This is a genomic window from Gracilimonas sediminicola (assembly GCF_024320785.1).
Lineage (GTDB): Bacteria > Bacteroidota > Rhodothermia > Balneolales > Balneolaceae > Gracilimonas > Gracilimonas sediminicola.
In genome coordinates, this window is record NZ_JANDBC010000002.1 from 162635 (window position 1) to 178357 (window position 15723).

The 15723-nt window shown below is 44.5% G+C and carries 13 protein-coding genes; all 13 read right to left on the reverse strand.

Going from position 1 to position 15723, the window contains the following annotated elements:
- Positions 1-18: 18 nt before the first annotated feature.
- Positions 19-567 carry an OmpH/Skp family outer membrane protein gene (locus NM125_RS10540; protein WP_255134883.1) on the reverse strand — a complete coding sequence of 183 codons (549 nt, stop codon included), beginning with the start codon at positions 565-567 and terminating at the stop codon, positions 19-21.
- A 23-nt stretch (positions 568-590) separates the two neighbouring features.
- On the reverse strand, positions 591-1109 hold the full coding sequence (locus NM125_RS10545) for an OmpH/Skp family outer membrane protein (RefSeq protein ID WP_255134884.1): 519 nt from the start codon (positions 1107-1109) through the stop codon (positions 591-593).
- 53 nt (positions 1110-1162) lie between these two features.
- Positions 1163-1699, reverse strand: coding sequence for an OmpH/Skp family outer membrane protein (locus NM125_RS10550; protein ID WP_255134885.1), 537 nt, complete (start codon positions 1697-1699; stop codon positions 1163-1165).
- Complete coding sequence (gene bamA / locus NM125_RS10555) at positions 1699-4158, reverse strand: outer membrane protein assembly factor BamA (protein WP_255134886.1); 2460 nt, start codon at positions 4156-4158, stop codon at positions 1699-1701. Before bamA ends, NM125_RS10550 begins: the two co-directional genes overlap by 1 nt.
- 28 nt (positions 4159-4186) lie before the next feature.
- The gene (gene uppS / locus NM125_RS10560; protein WP_255134887.1) at positions 4187-5014 is read right to left on the reverse strand and encodes an undecaprenyl pyrophosphate synthase; all 828 of its coding nucleotides are present in this window, start codon (positions 5012-5014) and stop codon (positions 4187-4189) included.
- Between the two features lie 74 nt (positions 5015-5088).
- Complete coding sequence (ribH, locus tag NM125_RS10565; protein ID WP_255134888.1) at positions 5089-5559, reverse strand: 6,7-dimethyl-8-ribityllumazine synthase; 471 nt, start codon at positions 5557-5559, stop codon at positions 5089-5091.
- A gap of 1 nt (position 5560) precedes the next feature.
- Entirely contained in the window at positions 5561-6412 is an 852-nt protein-coding gene (locus NM125_RS10570) for a PHP domain-containing protein (RefSeq protein ID WP_255134889.1), read from the reverse strand.
- A gap of 3 nt (positions 6413-6415) precedes the next feature.
- Positions 6416-8059, reverse strand: coding sequence for a S41 family peptidase (locus NM125_RS10575; protein WP_255134890.1), 1644 nt, complete (start codon positions 8057-8059; stop codon positions 6416-6418).
- 4 nt (positions 8060-8063) lie between these two features.
- Complete coding sequence (locus tag NM125_RS10580; protein WP_255134892.1) at positions 8064-10070, reverse strand: LysM peptidoglycan-binding domain-containing protein; 2007 nt, start codon at positions 10068-10070, stop codon at positions 8064-8066.
- A gap of 99 nt (positions 10071-10169) precedes the next feature.
- Positions 10170-11891, reverse strand: a complete 1722-nt coding sequence (locus NM125_RS10585; protein ID WP_255134893.1) for an NAD+ synthase — start codon at positions 11889-11891, stop codon at positions 10170-10172.
- A 137-nt stretch (positions 11892-12028) separates the two neighbouring features.
- On the reverse strand, positions 12029-13390 hold the full coding sequence (locus NM125_RS10590; protein WP_255134894.1) for an NAD-dependent succinate-semialdehyde dehydrogenase: 1362 nt from the start codon (positions 13388-13390) through the stop codon (positions 12029-12031).
- A 175-nt stretch (positions 13391-13565) separates the two neighbouring features.
- Positions 13566-14744, reverse strand: coding sequence for an aspartate aminotransferase family protein (locus NM125_RS10595; protein WP_255134895.1), 1179 nt, complete (start codon positions 14742-14744; stop codon positions 13566-13568).
- A gap of 62 nt (positions 14745-14806) precedes the next feature.
- Entirely contained in the window at positions 14807-15451 is a 645-nt protein-coding gene (locus tag NM125_RS10600; protein ID WP_255134896.1) for a thioredoxin family protein, read from the reverse strand.
- Between the last annotated feature and the right edge of the window lie 272 nt (positions 15452-15723).

Genomic DNA, 15723 nt, shown 5'->3' on the forward strand with positions numbered 1-15723 from the left:
TGTTAGATACGTATTCGCTTAGTTGAATACACCCAGTTCCTGCATTACCGCATCGGTAATATCATATTTAGACTGGTATTCATCAGAAGCATAAAGAATAATCAGGTCACCGCTTGAGGTGGTTGTATTCAATACATAAGTCAGGCCTTTTTCTTTTGCTACCGCATCAATGGCTGTACCAATTTGTGTAAACATAGGGCCTAACAGTTCCTGACGGCGCTGCTGAAGTGCTTGCTCCGCTTCACGCTGAGCTGTGCTTAAATCCTGTTGCAGCTGAGCCAGACGCTCTTGTTCTCTTTGGTTAGCTTCTTGCGTTCTTACACCGGCTTTTTGCTCATACTCAGCAACCTGCTGTTGAAAATCCTGCTCTTTCTGAAGCAACTCCTGCTGCTTCTGCTCTGCAAAATTTTGCAGTCTTTTCTGGATCGCAGCCATTTCCGGCATTTTAGCAAGCACAGCTTGCGGATTTACGTAACCGATTTTCATTTCTGCTTCCTGTGCCTTAGCAACATCCATGGATGAAAAGGCAATCAAAAAGGAAACAAGTAATAAGCTTAATTTCTTCATTTGTATCGTTTTATTGGCTTTGATTATTTTAATTTTGCTATAATTTTGTCGGTGATGTCGAGCCCTTCATTTTCTGCGAAAAAGATAATGGCGTCTCCGTAGGAAGTACCTTCATTCAATACCAGATCAAGGTCCATCTCCTGCGCAACTTCTTCCATTGCTGCATTCATCTTTTCGATGATGGGGGCCATTAATTCATTTCGCTTTTGACGAATTTCATTCATCATGGTCTCTCGATCCTGCTCAAACTCCTGGTTCATTTCCATCAGCTCCTGCTCTTTAACCGCTCTTTCCTGCTGAGAAAGATTGGCCATAGAAGACTCATAGTTAGAGAAAATTTGTTGTAGATCGGTGGCTTTTGCAGCCAGTTCCTCATCTCTTTGATCAATCAGGGTATTAATTTGTTCGTCAACCTCTTCTACTTCAGGAAGTTGGCTAAGTACACGGGCGGGATTGGTGTAACCGATTTTCACCTGTGCCATAGCATCCTGGAGCGCAAAAACGCTCAGGAAAAGGATAATTGCGGTAATTCTTTTACTCATGTTTGTGGATCTGTCGTTTTTTCTAATTTAAAAGTTTTTTCAGTCAATTGTCGTTACTGTTCTTCTACCTCGATTCCCAGTTCCAACAAAATATCATCATTTAAATTGTATTCATTATTGGCATACACCATATAGATGTCGCCTGAACGGTCGAACACAAAATCAAAACTCTGCTGCTGAGCCACTGCTCGTACTGCTGTAAAAACCTGGCGTTGTATAGGCTCTAACAATTCACGCTGCCGGGAAAAATACTCTCCCTCCGGTCCAAATTTCTGGGCAAGGTATTGCTCTTTTTGTTTCTTCTTTTGAGCTATTTCCTGCTTTTTTTGATTACGAATTTCATCGGTATATAGTATTTCTTTGGCTTCATAGTCTTCCTGAAGCTGCTGAATCTCATTCTCCATCTCTTCTACCTGCTCCTTCCACTGGGTGCTCAGTAAATCCAGCTGCTGCTGAATTCCTTCATACTCCGGTATTTGCTGAAGGATGTAATCGGACTCATAAAATCCAATTTTTTGCTCCTGCGCCCATATAGACTGAGATAGTCCCGAAACCAGAGCAGCAATAAATAAATACTTATACAATCGCATTAGAACGGTGCTCCTATGTTAAATAAGAATTCCCAGTTCCCCGGCTGTACGTCAGCACTGTTTGGAACCGTCACGCCATCAAGTCGGTAACCGTAACTCAGGTCAACCAAGCCCAGCACGGGAAGGTATAATCGAACTCCCAAACCGGCCGATCTTTTTACACGGAAGGGATCGAAATCATTGAAGTCAAGATATGAATTACCTGCGTCGGTGAAAACGTAAGGAATAATCTGAACCTGTTCGTTGGAAACGGCCGGATATCTCATTTCCAGAGAGTATTTGCTATACATGGTTCCTGCCACTTTCTGGCCATCTACAATGGGTGAAATACTGGTTGTGGTACCACCGGGGTAACCACGCAGATCAATGTTATCATACAAAAAGCTTTGACGTTGTTGTAACTGCGTACCGCCCACTAAAAACTTATTCAGCTCACTTCGCTTGTCATCGGTAAAGTATCCGATGTATCCGTATTGCACCTGACTGGTTAACACCAGCTTTTCAACAATTGGGACGTGATGCTGATAGGCCGATGTCAATTTATAATACTCGGAGAATCCCGGCAGTGGAGGAGCCGCTTCAAACGAAAGCGTAAATTTAGAACCCGTCATCGGTGAAATAGGGTTATCAACAGAGTTTCTTTCCAGCACCTGCTCAAAAGTTAACAGGCTGGAAGTTCCGTCAGCGAGGAAAGAAGAGTTCCCTTCAATATTATATAACTGATAGCCGATAATTGACTGTGTAGAGAAATAATCATCCGGCCACTTCAAACGTTTACCCATAGATACGGAGCTTGAAAACAGCTCATTTCTTTCGGTGGAACCTCTGTAGTTCAGCAAGTTGTAGGATACATTCACCCCTACTGAAGTTGGTTTACCTTTGAACCACGGCTCCTGGAAACCGAAGCTGTAGCTCTGATAACCGGTTCCGGTAACCTGAACACCCAACGATAATTTTTGTCCATCACCGGAAGGGATTGGAGTCCAGCCGCCATCTTCAAAAGCACGTTTTAATGAGAAGTTATTGAAGTTAACCCGGGCAGAGAGAATCACACCAATACTCGGGCCACCGTAACCACCGGAAAACTCAAAGTTACTGGTACTCTGGCTGTCATCTAAGCGATAATTGATGTCAACGGTTTTATCTTCGCGGTTCGGCAGAATATCGGGTTGAATGTTTTGCGGATCAAAAAAGCCAAGGGTTCCGAGTTCTCGAATGGTTCGGATAACGGCATCTCTGCTATAGCGATTTCCGGGAGTGGTTCTCAACGTACGGCGTACTACGTCATCGTGAGTTCGTGTATTTCCGGAGAAACTGACGTGGCGAATATTGGCAATTTCATCCTCATAAATATCAAAGTGGATATCGAGAGAGTCTTCAGCAACCTTCGTTACATTTGGAACTGCCTGAAAAAATAAATATCCATTGTTCTGATAAAGACTGCTTACGCTGCTTTCGCCAAAGCTGTAATTTTCTTCAAATTTGTTCTGGTTGAAAATGTCCCCTTTCTCAAAACCCAGTACCTGTGTAAGCGTTTCATTGGAGTAAACCGTATTTCCGTCCCAGGTGATATCACGGACTTTATATTGCGGGCCTTCTTCAATAGTCACCACTACCTTGAGTCCGGTTTTATCTTTGAACAATCCGTCATGCTCGTACGTGTACACCGAATCTTTTAAAATTCGGGCATCGGTGAATCCATTTTCACGGTAGAAGGTTAACACACTTTCCTTACCCTCTTCAAATTCTTCTTCTTTAAATACCTTTTTGCCAAAAATTTTCCACCAGGCATCTTCCTTAAGTGGCTTTATTTGACGACGCAGCTTTCGGTCTTTGAACTCATCAGCACCTTTAAAAACAATGTCCTTAACCTCTAATCGTTCTCCCGGCTTGATGTCAAAAATGAGTCGAACACGGTCTTCCACCCCTTCCACTTCTTTTGTGCTGGTTTCAATTTCGGTGTACCAGTATCCTTTATCTTCGTAAAAACGTCGGATCGTGTTCTTGGCTTGACCAATAGCGGATTCAGTAATTACCGTTCCGGGGGTTAAGACCAGTAAATCTTCCAAATCACGTCGCTCTGAACGCTTAATGCCCTTCAACTTATACTCCAGGATGCGTGCCTGCTCCTCTACTTTAATAAGAAAACTGATTCCGGTAGAAGTTCGATCTGTAACAAAAATCTTGATATCTGAAAAGAGTCCTGACCGGTAGAGTCGGCTGATGGCTCTTGTCAGTTTATCGCCACCCGGGTAGGTAATGGAACTTCCCTCAACCAGCGTACTCGCATTTTTGATGAATTGCTCGCGGGTGTTTTTATTCCCTTCAACCGTTACCTCCATAATTTGATATTCGGCCGGGGTGAGTGTAGTGGGGTCGGTTAATTCAATATCCTGAGCCTGTAAAAGATGAGAAGTGAAGCCGAACGTCAATAAGGTTGCAAAAAGTAATCTTTTCAAAAGTAACAACACGCCTTTTGGTTAATGCTTATGATTTTTTGTTAACTAAACGAGATGAATATGAGTTTTCGTCTTTGGATGATGGAATTTTTCCAAACCTTCGGTCTCTTTGCTGATAGGAACGAATGGCTTCGTATAATTCATCTCTTCTGAAATCCGGCCAGTAGGTTTCCGTAATGTAGAGTTCGGAGTATGCCAGCTGCCATAATAAAAAGTTACTGATGCGATACTCCCCACTGGTACGGATTATTAAATCCGGATCGGGAACATCTGCAGTCGAAAGGTGATCACTTATCATTTGATCGTTGATAAGGTCGGGGTCTAAACGTCCTTCCTTTACATGATGGGCTATTTTCTTAACTGCCTCGGTGATATCCCATCGTCCGGAGTAACTCAGTGCCAGGCACAATTCCAGCAGCTTATTATCTTTGGTGAGCTCAATAGCCTCCTGAAGCTCATTCTGGCAATTTTTTGGAAAGCGGTCCATCTGGCCAATGGTTGCCAGCCTGATATCGTTTTTATTCAGGTTTTCAGCCTCTTTACGGAGCGAGGAAACCAGCAATCTCATCAAGCCCTGTACCTCTGCGGATGGACGTCCCCAGTTTTCTGTTGAAAAAGCATACAGGGTTAAATATTTAACACCCAGCTGAGCACACGATTCTGTTATGTCCCGAACCGAATCAACTCCAACTTTGTGGCCATGCAGCCTGATACTTCCCTTACTCTTAGCCCACCGACCGTTGCCATCCATAATTATGGCAATATGAAGAGGAATCTCGCCTGAATTCTTCAGGATTTCCTGATTCTTCTTATCGTCTTCAGTCTGTACGGTGTTTGTTAAAGTAAGCTCTTTCAAGTGATTTTTTGGGCTGTTTTTGAAGCTTTGAAAATTAGAGCTTTGCTTGTCCTTTATCAAGGTAAATAATCTTTTCAGGAAGTTAGTTTTTGTTCCATTGATATCATCTCTAAAAGGGCCAGAGCGGCTTCTCCGCCTTTGTTCCCTTTCTCACCGGCTCTTTCCATTGCCTGTTTAACATCATCGGTAGTTAAAACTCCAAACGCCACGGGTTTATTATGTTTTAAAATTAAATCGGTGATACCTCGGTTTACAGCATCACAAACGTAGTCAAAATGCGGTGTTCCTCCTCTTATCACAACTCCAAGGGCAATCACACCAGCTACGTCTCGGTTCTCCAGCACCTTTTGCACGGTTAACGGTATTTCATAGGAGCCGGGACATTTTACTACCGTGATGTCCGCTTCCTCTATCCCATTACCTTTAAGCGCTTTTAAAGCCCCGTCCAGCATCTTATCGGTAATCATGGAATTCCACTTTGATACCACGATGCCAATTTTCACTTTTCCGGGATTTGTGTCTCCTTCTATTAACTCTGCTGCCATACTAACTCTTAATTTCCGTAATGTTTTTTCGTTGTTCCGTCATTTTCTTCATTTTCTCAATATGCTTGTAGGCAATCGTAACCACACCCAAATTGGTATATCCGGTATCAACACCTTCATGGGTATCACTGCCTCCGGTCATCAATAATCCGTGCTCCTCACAAAATTCGGTGTACTTTTTCTGCAGCTTGAAATTATGGCTTGGGTGAATACACTCAACACCGTCAATGCCTGCATCTACAAAGGCCTGCATTTCATCAGTAGAATAAAACCTGCCGGGATGAGCAACCACACTGGCTCCGCCCACATTTTTGATGATCTCAATCACTTCCCGGTAATCAGGATAAGTGCTTTCAATAGAGCCCAGCTTTTGATTGCTCAGGTACCTAATAAAAGCCTCTTTAGGGCTGCTTACATATCCTTTCTGGGTAAGCACCCGGGCCAGGTGTGGCCGGCCGATATTCGCTCCGTTTGCTTCTGCCCAAACCTCATCATACTCAACATCAATTCCCGACTTCTTCACCGTTTTGATAATCCCTTTAATCCGATTTTTACGAGCTTTTTTCTGCTCTTTCAGAAATTCTTCCAGATAATTGGTATCGGGATCAAAATAGTAGGCAAGTATGTGAACTTCTTTTCCTCCCAGTACGGATGTAATCTCCACACCGGGAATGAGCTCAATATCCAACTCATTTGCTTTATCAACAGCTTTGAAATACCCCTGACAGGTATCGTGATCCGTTATCGCCAGGCTTGCCAGATTTTTATCCTTGGCCACTTGCACGGCTTCTTCAGGTAATAAACGGCCATCAGAGCAGGTGGTATGGATATGTAAATCTGCTTTGAGAGGCATTCTTTATTCCCCTGAAAGCAGCTTATTCATTTCCGTTTCGTTGGCAATAAACTCAAGTGCTTTGAGTACGTCCGGGTCGGATTTAAGCCCGGCCTCCACCCTTCCGGTTTGTCCCTCATATCGGGAAACTAACTCAAGATATAGGTTTCTGCGAATTTCGGCTTCATCTTCTGTAAACTGATTCTCCTTTTCTTGGGAAATAGCCGTTCTCAGTCCGTTTAATTGATTTTCGGCTCCTTCCACTCCCGCAAGCTGTGCAGACAATTCGTTTAGTAGTTTCTCGGAATCAGTGGTGAAATCAAAGCCATTCTCGGTAAGATAATTTCTGAATTCCTCAAAACCATCATCAGGTAATGCATCATAGTCAAAGGAATCATGCGTGGCTTCATATTCTGTGGCAAAATCGAAATACATTCCTTTTTGGAGCAAGGCTACCTCCAGAATACTCAGGTCGCCTTTTCCAGATTCCACATCGGGCTCAATGCCTCTTCCTTCATACACCGTTCTGCCGTTGCGGGTCTTGAATTCTCTTTTGGATGAGTCCTGATTCATAACCGCAGAATTTCGCCCCTGATGCGTGTACTGAATAGACTGAATACTTCTGCCACTTGGAATGTAATAACGCGAAACAGTGATCTTCAGGGATGTGTTATACGGCAATGGCTTAACCACCTGCACCAATCCTTTTCCAAAACTCTGTTCTCCGACTATCAATGCCCTGTCCAAATCCTGAAGAGCGCCGGCAACTACTTCTGATGCACTGGCACTTCCTTCATTCATCAGAACTACCACCGGTTTGTCGAACATAACAGGCTCTCGTGTTGCAAAGGTCTGATTATACTCAGCTACACGTCCGCGTATATCCACCACGGTAATGCCGGGCTCAATAAACTTGTCGATAATACCTACAGCTTCCTGTAAAATGCCACCGGGATTGTCGCGCAAGTCGATCACCAAACCATTCAGCTCCGTGCTTTCCGTTAAGGTAATCATGGCCTGTCTGACTTCCTCAGCAGAGTTACTGCCAAACTGAGTGAGTCTCACATACCCGGTGTTTTCTTCGTCCCCTATCAAACCAGAATAAGAAATATTGCTTACCTCAATGCGCTGGCGGGTAAGGGTGAAATCCAGCGTTTGATCAAGTCCAAAACGTTCTATGGAAATGGTAACATCTGAACCGACCTCTCCGCTTGTCAGCGCATTTACTTCTTCGGGTTGAAGTCCTTCGGTTGAAACTCCATCAACGGCAACAATCACATCTCCGGCCCTGATGCCAACTTGTTCGGCCGGTCCGCCTTCCGTAGGTGCAATCACAACCACTTCCCCATCACGATAACCGGCTTCAATACCGATGCCTGCATAATTGCCTCGCGACATGATTTCAGCCTGCTCGTTTTGGGATTCATTGAACATGACGGTGTAGGGGTCCAATGTTTCGAGCATGGCATCAATACCATTTCGCATAAGAATCTCGGGATCTACCTCATCCACATACTCCAGGGCCACATTTTCATAGGCATTACTGAAAATGCTAAAGTTCTTTTTGATCAGGAAATAGATGTCTGTCTGCTGTGCAGCAATCCCCGCCGAAGCAAGTATAATCAGTGCTGTGGCTAAGGTTGCTTTATATTTCCCTTTCCTGGTCATAAAATCAGTTGGCAGAAATTCTAAGAGTCTGGCCTACATAAATCCTGTTTCCAGAGATATTATTCAGGCTTCTCAATTGACTTAAGCCAACGCCAAAGCTTTCTGCTATTTCGCTAAGGGTGTCGTTTTGCTTAACGGTATAGGTGGTATAATTATCGCTATCGGTGGATGTTGCGGATGCGATAAAAATGTCTTCTCCACGGCGCTGCTTGCGTTCAATAGCCTGCTTCTCGGCGTAGCTCATTTCGTTTACTTTTTCATAATGGCTCTTCCGGCTGTTAGGCACATGAATGGTAAGCGACTGCCCCACCCGGATGGTATTCCCAATTCCATTCCATGTACGGATATTCCACGCTCTCACATCATACCACTCAGCAATATGCCCAACCGTATCACCTGTTTTCACTTTATAGGTCACGGCTGTTGAATTTGCAGGGGCGCTAACCTGAGATGAGGACGACCGTCTGGTAGTCACACTTCGCTGCTGGTTTGTGGGTTTGTTGGCCGAAATCTGTGTAGCACTTCCCTGAGGAAGAGGCACTACAATTTTCTGCCCCGGATAGATAGTACTGGAGAGGTTTTCATTGGAGCCATACAAACCGGCTACAGTAGTTCCATATTTACGGGCAATGATTCCCAGTGACTCTCCTCTTTGAACCGTGTGCATGGTTATGTTCTGGCTTCGGCTTTCTTTAGGAATCTCATTGTACTCAGCCAGAAATTCTTCCCTGTCCGTTTCAACAGGCAGTTTCAGTGGATACTTCCCTCCCGGAGGGGTTGCCCAGCGAAGCAGTTCAGGATTGTATTCTTTCAGTTCTTCAGTGGTGATACCTGCGGCAGCTGCTAAATCGGCTAATTCCATTAACCCATCAACTTCTACTACTTTGTAGGAATAGGGCTCACCGGGATAGCTTTTCTGGAATCCAAATTCTTCCGGGTTCATCCCAATTAGGGTTGTGGCAATAAAGCCGGGAACATACCCGCGGGTTTCTCTTGGCAGATATGGATAAGCTGCCCAGTAATCTTCAACTCCACCCGCTCTGTTGATGGCTCGTTTCAGCCCGCGCGGACTAATATTGTAGTTCGCCATTGCAAGGTGCCAGTCACCCCAAATATTGTACAAGTCTCTTAAGTGACGTGCTGCTGCACGTGTTGCTTTTTCGGGATCGCGACGCTCATCAATCCACCAGTTTGCTTCCAGTCCATAAACGGAGCCGGTTGCCCGGATAAACTGCCACATTCCGACAGCAGCAGCCCAACTTCGTGCACTTGGGTTCAACCCACTTTCAATAAAAGCCAGATATGTGAGTTCTTCGGGTACGCCCTCTTCTCTGAAAATCTTGCGCATCATGGGCTGGTACTTAACCGCTCGTTGTAACCACGTTTCCATTACTTCGGGCCTGCGAAGCGTGTAATAAACAAGGTGTCGGTTAACTTTGTCATTCTGAATAAGCGGAACATCCGTTTTATTCAGTGGAAGGTCTTCCGGGAAGTCATAATCTTCGTTCATCCAGCTGTCATCTTCGGAAAACAGTTCTTCCTGAATAGCAAAAATCTCTCCTTCAGGCTCATTAGCAACTTCCGTGATACCATAAAACTGCCGGTATTCTGAAATTACGGACCGGTACAGTTCGGTAAATCGCCGGTCGCCCCGGATTTCAGGATAATCATCCAACAGCCCCTGAGTGGCAGCTACGGCATCATTTATCTGAGCTTCTGCTTCCAGAGGATCGTTGCCGACCTGTGCTTCCATCGCTTTAATGTGTATGCGATAGATATCCGAAATGCGACTCATGATATCTTTCTGGAAGTTGTCCAGTTCCTGCATGGCTGGTTGCTGGGTTATTCCATCACCTTCCTGCAAACCTTGCATAGGGCTTTTATAATCCAAAAGCCGCAGGGGCATTTCTTTTAAATCGAGTGTTGCAGTGGTGTCCTGGGCAGAAATGCCGGGAGCAATAAACATACAACAGGTTATGGCAATAGCCGTTTTTCGTAACTTCTTAAGCATGTATTAGAGATGATTTTAAAATGATTGTATAAAGTACTAATTATTGTATAGAATTGGGAGAGTAGAACTCATGGCAACATCAACGTAAAAAACACCAAATTAGCGCCCTTCTTTATTAATTTTTCCGGATTGAATGATTTGCTTCTCCTGCCCGGTCCATTGTTGCGCCAATGGCCATCTGCGTCCTGTTCCAAAAGCTTTTGCGGACACTTTTAGCCCGGGTGGTGCCTGGAACCGCTTGTGTTCGTTCAAATCTACCAATCGGAGGGTTTTATCTACGGTGTGCTCGTCTAAGCCGCTGCTGATGATTTCTTCTCTTGATCGCTGCTCCTCCAGGTAGTATCTCAAAATGGTATCTAAAGTTCCGTAGTCGGGCAAAGAATCTGAATCTTTTTGATCCGGGCGTAATTCCGCACTTGGGGCTTTGGTAAGAATGGCCTCAGGAATTACTTCCTCCCCGTAATATTCTTCATTCAGCCAGCGGCAAATATCATAAACTTCGGTTTTGTAAACATCGGAAATGACGGATAATCCCCCGGCCATATCACCATACAGTGTGCAGTAACCGACGGCCATTTCGGATTTATTTCCTGTATTCAGCAGCATATATCCAAACTTATTCGCAATGGCCATGAGTAGATCACCACGGGTCCGGCTTTGTAGGTTTTCTTCTGCTACATTGAATTCAGTTCCCTCAAATACCGGAGCCAGCGCGTTCAGATATTCTTCGTAAATATTTTTGATGGGGATTTCGAGGAGTTCAACACCCAGATTCTCCGCCAGCCTTTCGGAATCGGATACACTTCCTTCCGATGAAAACTTCGATGGCATCGTCACAGCTTTTACATTCTCTGCCCCGAGTGCTTCTTTCGCAATCGTACAAACCAAGGCAGAATCAATTCCCCCGCTCAGGCCTAATATCACTTTATCGGCAGCCTTAGATTTCTTCAAATAATCCCGAACCCCCATCACAAGTCCTTCAAACATTACCTGCTCTTTGGCCGGTGTTTCAAAGTTTGCTTCCAAATCCGTTATAGCTTCAACCGACTGATCTTCTTCGTTGAAGATAATATCCATGTAGTCCGGTTCGAATCTCTTGGAGCGAGCTTTCATCTCTCCGGATCCGTCAAAAGTAAGGGAATCACCGTCAAACAGGAGTTCGGTTTGCGCCCCCACCTGATTCACATAAAAAAGTGGTGTTCCCAACTTCCGGGCGTGATTTTGAAGCATCCTTTTCCGGGACACCGGTTTATCCTTATTAAAGGGAGATGCCGAGATGTTGATAATGGCTTTTGCCCCTTTATTTGCCAGTACTTCGGCAGGATTTACATCGTAAATGTGGTACTGAATATCATTATCGTTAAACCAGATATCTTCGCAAACGGTAATCCCGAATGGGAATCCTTTAATAACAACCGGCTCGAATTCATTACCCGGCTCAAAATACCGCAGATCGTCAAATACATCATACGTCGGGAGCAGTGCCTTGTGAACCCGTGTCTTCTCTTCCCCATGCTGGGCTACAATAGCTGAATTGTAGCAAGACCGGCCTTTCCCCGTCAGGTTTTCTGTAATTGAGCCAAATATAACCGTTGTTTCTCCCGTACAATCAATGATTTCGCGATTCACCTTGTAAAGCAATTCGCGAAATACACGGCGCTCCATTAAATCCATAGGCGGGTAGCCGCACGTCACCAATTCGGGTAGCAATAACAGTTCTATTCCATCTTTCTCAGCTTCACGAATAGCTGACAGAATCAGTTCCTGATTTCCGGTTAAATCCCCGATTATCGGGTTCAATTGTTGAAGTCGTATGCGCACAGTCTCTTAATTAATTCGATTCAAGATAAGGAGTTTGGTGGTTAAGTGATAAGGTCATGAAATGATTAAGTGATTAGGCGATAAAGTGATATAGGTTGATGGATCTACTTACTCATCAATTCATCAATATTTACTTTTCACTTAACGTACACTGTTTTGGTGTTTACGAATTCGTGGATGCCATATAATCCTAATTCTCGTCCATAGCCGGAATTTTTAATACCACCAAATGGCAGGCGGGGATCGGATTTAACAAGTTCATTTACAAAGCAGCAACCGGCTTCCAGTTTTGTGGCTGCAATTTCTTCGGCATGTTTTACATCCTGAGAATATACCGAAGCACCTAAGCCATAATTTGTGTCATTGGCTACCTGAATGGCTTCTTCTTCATCCTTCACTTTAATGATACTTGCCACCGGACCGAACAACTCCTCCGAATAGGCCGGCATTCCGGGTTTTACATTCTTAAGGATAGTTACAGGATAAAAAGCTCCATCCCCTTCCGGTTTTTCTCCTCCCATAACCAGTTCAGCTCCATTCTTTATACTTTCGTTAACCTGTTCATGAAGCTGATCTCTGAGATCAACCCTTGCCTGTGGACCAACATCGGTGTTATCATCAAATGGATTTCCCACTTTTCTCGCTTCCATAAGCGCAGTGAATTCTGCCAGAAATTCATCATACACATCTTCCACTACCACAAAGCGTTTGGCAGCAATGCAACTTTGCCCGCTGTTCAGCAGCCTTGAGTTTACGCAGGTCTCAGCGCTGGCTTTAATATCTGCATCTTTAAGAATGAGGGATGGATCACTGCCACCCAATTCAAGTACGGTTTTCTTGAGCATTTCTCCGGCCTGGGCTGCCACCGCCTTTCCTGCCCGAGTGCTTCCGGTAAGGGTTACGGCAGCAATACCTTGATGCTGAATAACCTCCTTCATGTTGGATTTATCACGCACAATCGTTCGAAATAAATCCTTGGGAATTCCAGCTTCATGGATGAGTTCTTCAATCTTTAAGGCACATCCGGTTGTATTCTCAGAATGTTTAAGAACAGCACCATTTCCGGCCATGAGTGCAGGGGCCGCAAACCGAAATAACTGCCAGAAGGGGAAATTCCACGGCATGATGGCCAAAACCACTCCCAACGGATTGAAGGTAACATAGCTTTTGGAAGCATCTGTTTGAACCGGGTCATCCTTCAAAAATTCCCCGGCGTGTTCAGCATAATATTCACAAACCCAGGCACATTTCTCGGCCTCTCCGATTCCCTGCTCCAGAGGCTTCCCCATCTCTTCTGCCATCAGCCTACCCAACTTCTCCTTCTGCTCCCTCAGAATTCCGGCAATTTCATTGAGGGAAGATCCTCTTTCTTCAAAACCGGTTTTTTTCCAGTCAGCCTGAGCTGTATTCGCTTTTTGAATAATCTCATCCACTTCATCAAAGCCCATCTCATCATATTCTTTGATGACTTTTCCGGTGGCAGGATTTATAGTTTTCATGTAACTATTCTTTTGTTGAGTTTCTTAATAGGTAAAACAGCGTAGCGATAGTTTCAATTCCGTTTCTTCAAAAGATAAGGATTGAACCACGATTTTCAGGATTTCCGGATTACCAAGATTCAGGCGCATTTCAAAATCCATGATCATCCGCCAAACCCGCTTTATCCGCGTTCCATCACGAATGCTTTTCTACAGATTCCAAAATCTTATCCAGCACTTCATGCAGTAAATCGTCTTCGATAATTAATGGCGGTGCCAGGCGAATCAGGGTATTGGAGTGAAGGGTCCAACCCAGCAAAATTCCCATCTCAAAACAATCTTCAACAACCTTTTTGGTTAAATCCCAGTTTTTCAGCTGAAGGCCGAGCATGGCGCCTTTTCCACGTACTTCAACAATCCCCGGACCCCTCAATTTTTCTTTGGTGATTTGCTCTATTTGCTTCGCTCGCTGTAAATAATTGCCCGATAGCAGTTCTTTGAGGTTGGCATATGCGGCAGCAGCAGAAACCGGGTGTCCTCCAAAAGTCGTTACGTGATTCAGCGGTGGGTCATACTTAAAAGTTTGAAAAATTTCGGCGGATGAAACGAAGGCTCCCATCGGCATTCCTCCGGCCATAGCTTTAGCCAGACAAAGGATATCAGGAGTAACTTCGTATTCCTCAAAAGCAAACAAGCTTCCGGTCCGGCCAAAACCCGATTGAATTTCATCAAAGATAAGCAGTGCGCCGGCTTCATCACATCTTCGGCGGACTTCCTGCAGCCACTGCTTATCAGCGGGAATAATTCCGCCCTCTCCCTGAATGGGCTCCATGATTACAGCTGCGGTCTTATCATCGATCAGATCCAGATTATCTTCCGAGTTAAATGAAAGAAAATGGACATCCGGCAGGAGCGGCAGATAGGGATCCCTGTACACATCCCGGCCGGTGACACTCAGTGAGCCATGGGTATCACCATGATAGCTGTTCTTAAAACCAATAAGCTTTGTTCGCCCGGTGTATTTTTTTGCCAGCTTCAGAGCGCCTTCGGTAGCCTCTGTTCCGCTGTTTACAAAATAAACCTGATTCAACTGTTCAGAGAGATTTGAGGTTAGCAAATCCGCAAAATCAACCTGCGGTTTTTGCACAAATTCTCCATACACCATTACATGAAGGTGTTTATCCACCTGTTCGTGGATAGCATGAATTACTTTTGGATAGCGATGTCCCAGGCTGCTTACGGCAATGCCGGAAATAAAGTCCACGTACCGTTTATTGTCTGTGGTAAAAATGAAGGGGCCTTCGGCATGAGAAATTTCCAGCCCTATGGGAGCATCACTAGTCTGAGCTATGTACTTGAGGAATTTCTTTAACACTTCTGAATTTTAGCTAAGATTTTCCCTAAGATAGCTAAGTAATTCAAAATAAATGTAGTGGCTTACCGATTTCCGGTTTTGGGTTCATTCTTCTTCCACTCATCGAGTAGCTGCATAAATTCTTCCTGCATAGCTTTCCCTTTGTTGCGGGCATACCATAAATGCAGATTTTCAGAAGCAACCTTATTCTCGATTTCAGGGTTTGCCCTTTCGCTCATATATACTTCCTGAATTTCCTTTGGTCGTGGACCCCAGGTTCCCAAAACCTCCAGCGTTTCACTGTCCAGAGCAATCAGCTTGGGGATAGAGCGGGAGCCATTGGTCAGAAATTCATCCATTACTTCCGGATACTGGTCTCTCAGAATAAGTTTAAGCTCAATGTTATCCGACAATCCGGCCATTTTGTGTATGAAAGGCAACGACTGAGCCGCATCCCCGCACCAGCCTTCGGTAATAACCAGCCACGTCATCCGGTTTGGAAAGTTCTTAAGCTCCTGTGCAAGCTCTTCAGAGATTCTTGCTCTCTTATTCCATTTGGAGGTCCGGTGTATATTCAACTTGGTATATTCCAGCATATCAGGACGGTTATCCTCATTGGTTGTCCGGTCCTCATCAAATAATTGCTGTACCAGGTCAGTGTATTCCTCAAAAGAAATGGTGTTCTCAATGAGCTCTCTCGTTATTATCGAATCTACTGTTGTTTCCATACTTATTGTTAGTCGTCCTTCTTTAGATGTATTTGTTCTGTTGCTTCGCTTCCATAACTAATCGATTGTATAGAAGCTTCCACAAGCTGTTTTCTTACTTCAATCGTAATCAATGAAAACGAATCTATTTGGAGATTATATGAAGAAGAAAAAATCTGCTTATTCCCCATAACCCTTCCAGAGTTAAGCCCATTCGCTTGAATCAATCCAATTGCCATAACTCTGGAAGGGTTAGATAGGGCTGGGGATAAATCAACTGCAGGCTTCCAATA

Coding starts and splice junctions, on each gene's coding strand:
- NM125_RS10540 (WP_255134883.1), bottom strand. CDS start 567: ATGAAGAAATTAAGCTTATTACTTGTTTCCTTTTTGATTGCCTTTTCA.
- NM125_RS10545 (WP_255134884.1), bottom strand. CDS start 1,109: ATGAGTAAAAGAATTACCGCAATTATCCTTTTCCTGAGCGTTTTTGCG.
- NM125_RS10550 (WP_255134885.1), bottom strand. CDS start 1,699: ATGCGATTGTATAAGTATTTATTTATTGCTGCTCTGGTTTCGGGACTA.
- ribH (WP_255134888.1), bottom strand. CDS start 5,559: ATGGCAGCAGAGTTAATAGAAGGAGACACAAATCCCGGAAAAGTGAAA.
- NM125_RS10570 (WP_255134889.1), bottom strand. CDS start 6,412: ATGCCTCTCAAAGCAGATTTACATATCCATACCACCTGCTCTGATGGC.
- NM125_RS10575 (WP_255134890.1), bottom strand. CDS start 8,059: ATGACCAGGAAAGGGAAATATAAAGCAACCTTAGCCACAGCACTGATT.
- NM125_RS10580 (WP_255134892.1), bottom strand. CDS start 10,070: ATGCTTAAGAAGTTACGAAAAACGGCTATTGCCATAACCTGTTGTATG.
- NM125_RS10590 (WP_255134894.1), bottom strand. CDS start 13,390: ATGAAAACTATAAATCCTGCCACCGGAAAAGTCATCAAAGAATATGAT.
- NM125_RS10600 (WP_255134896.1), bottom strand. CDS start 15,451: ATGGAAACAACAGTAGATTCGATAATAACGAGAGAGCTCATTGAGAAC.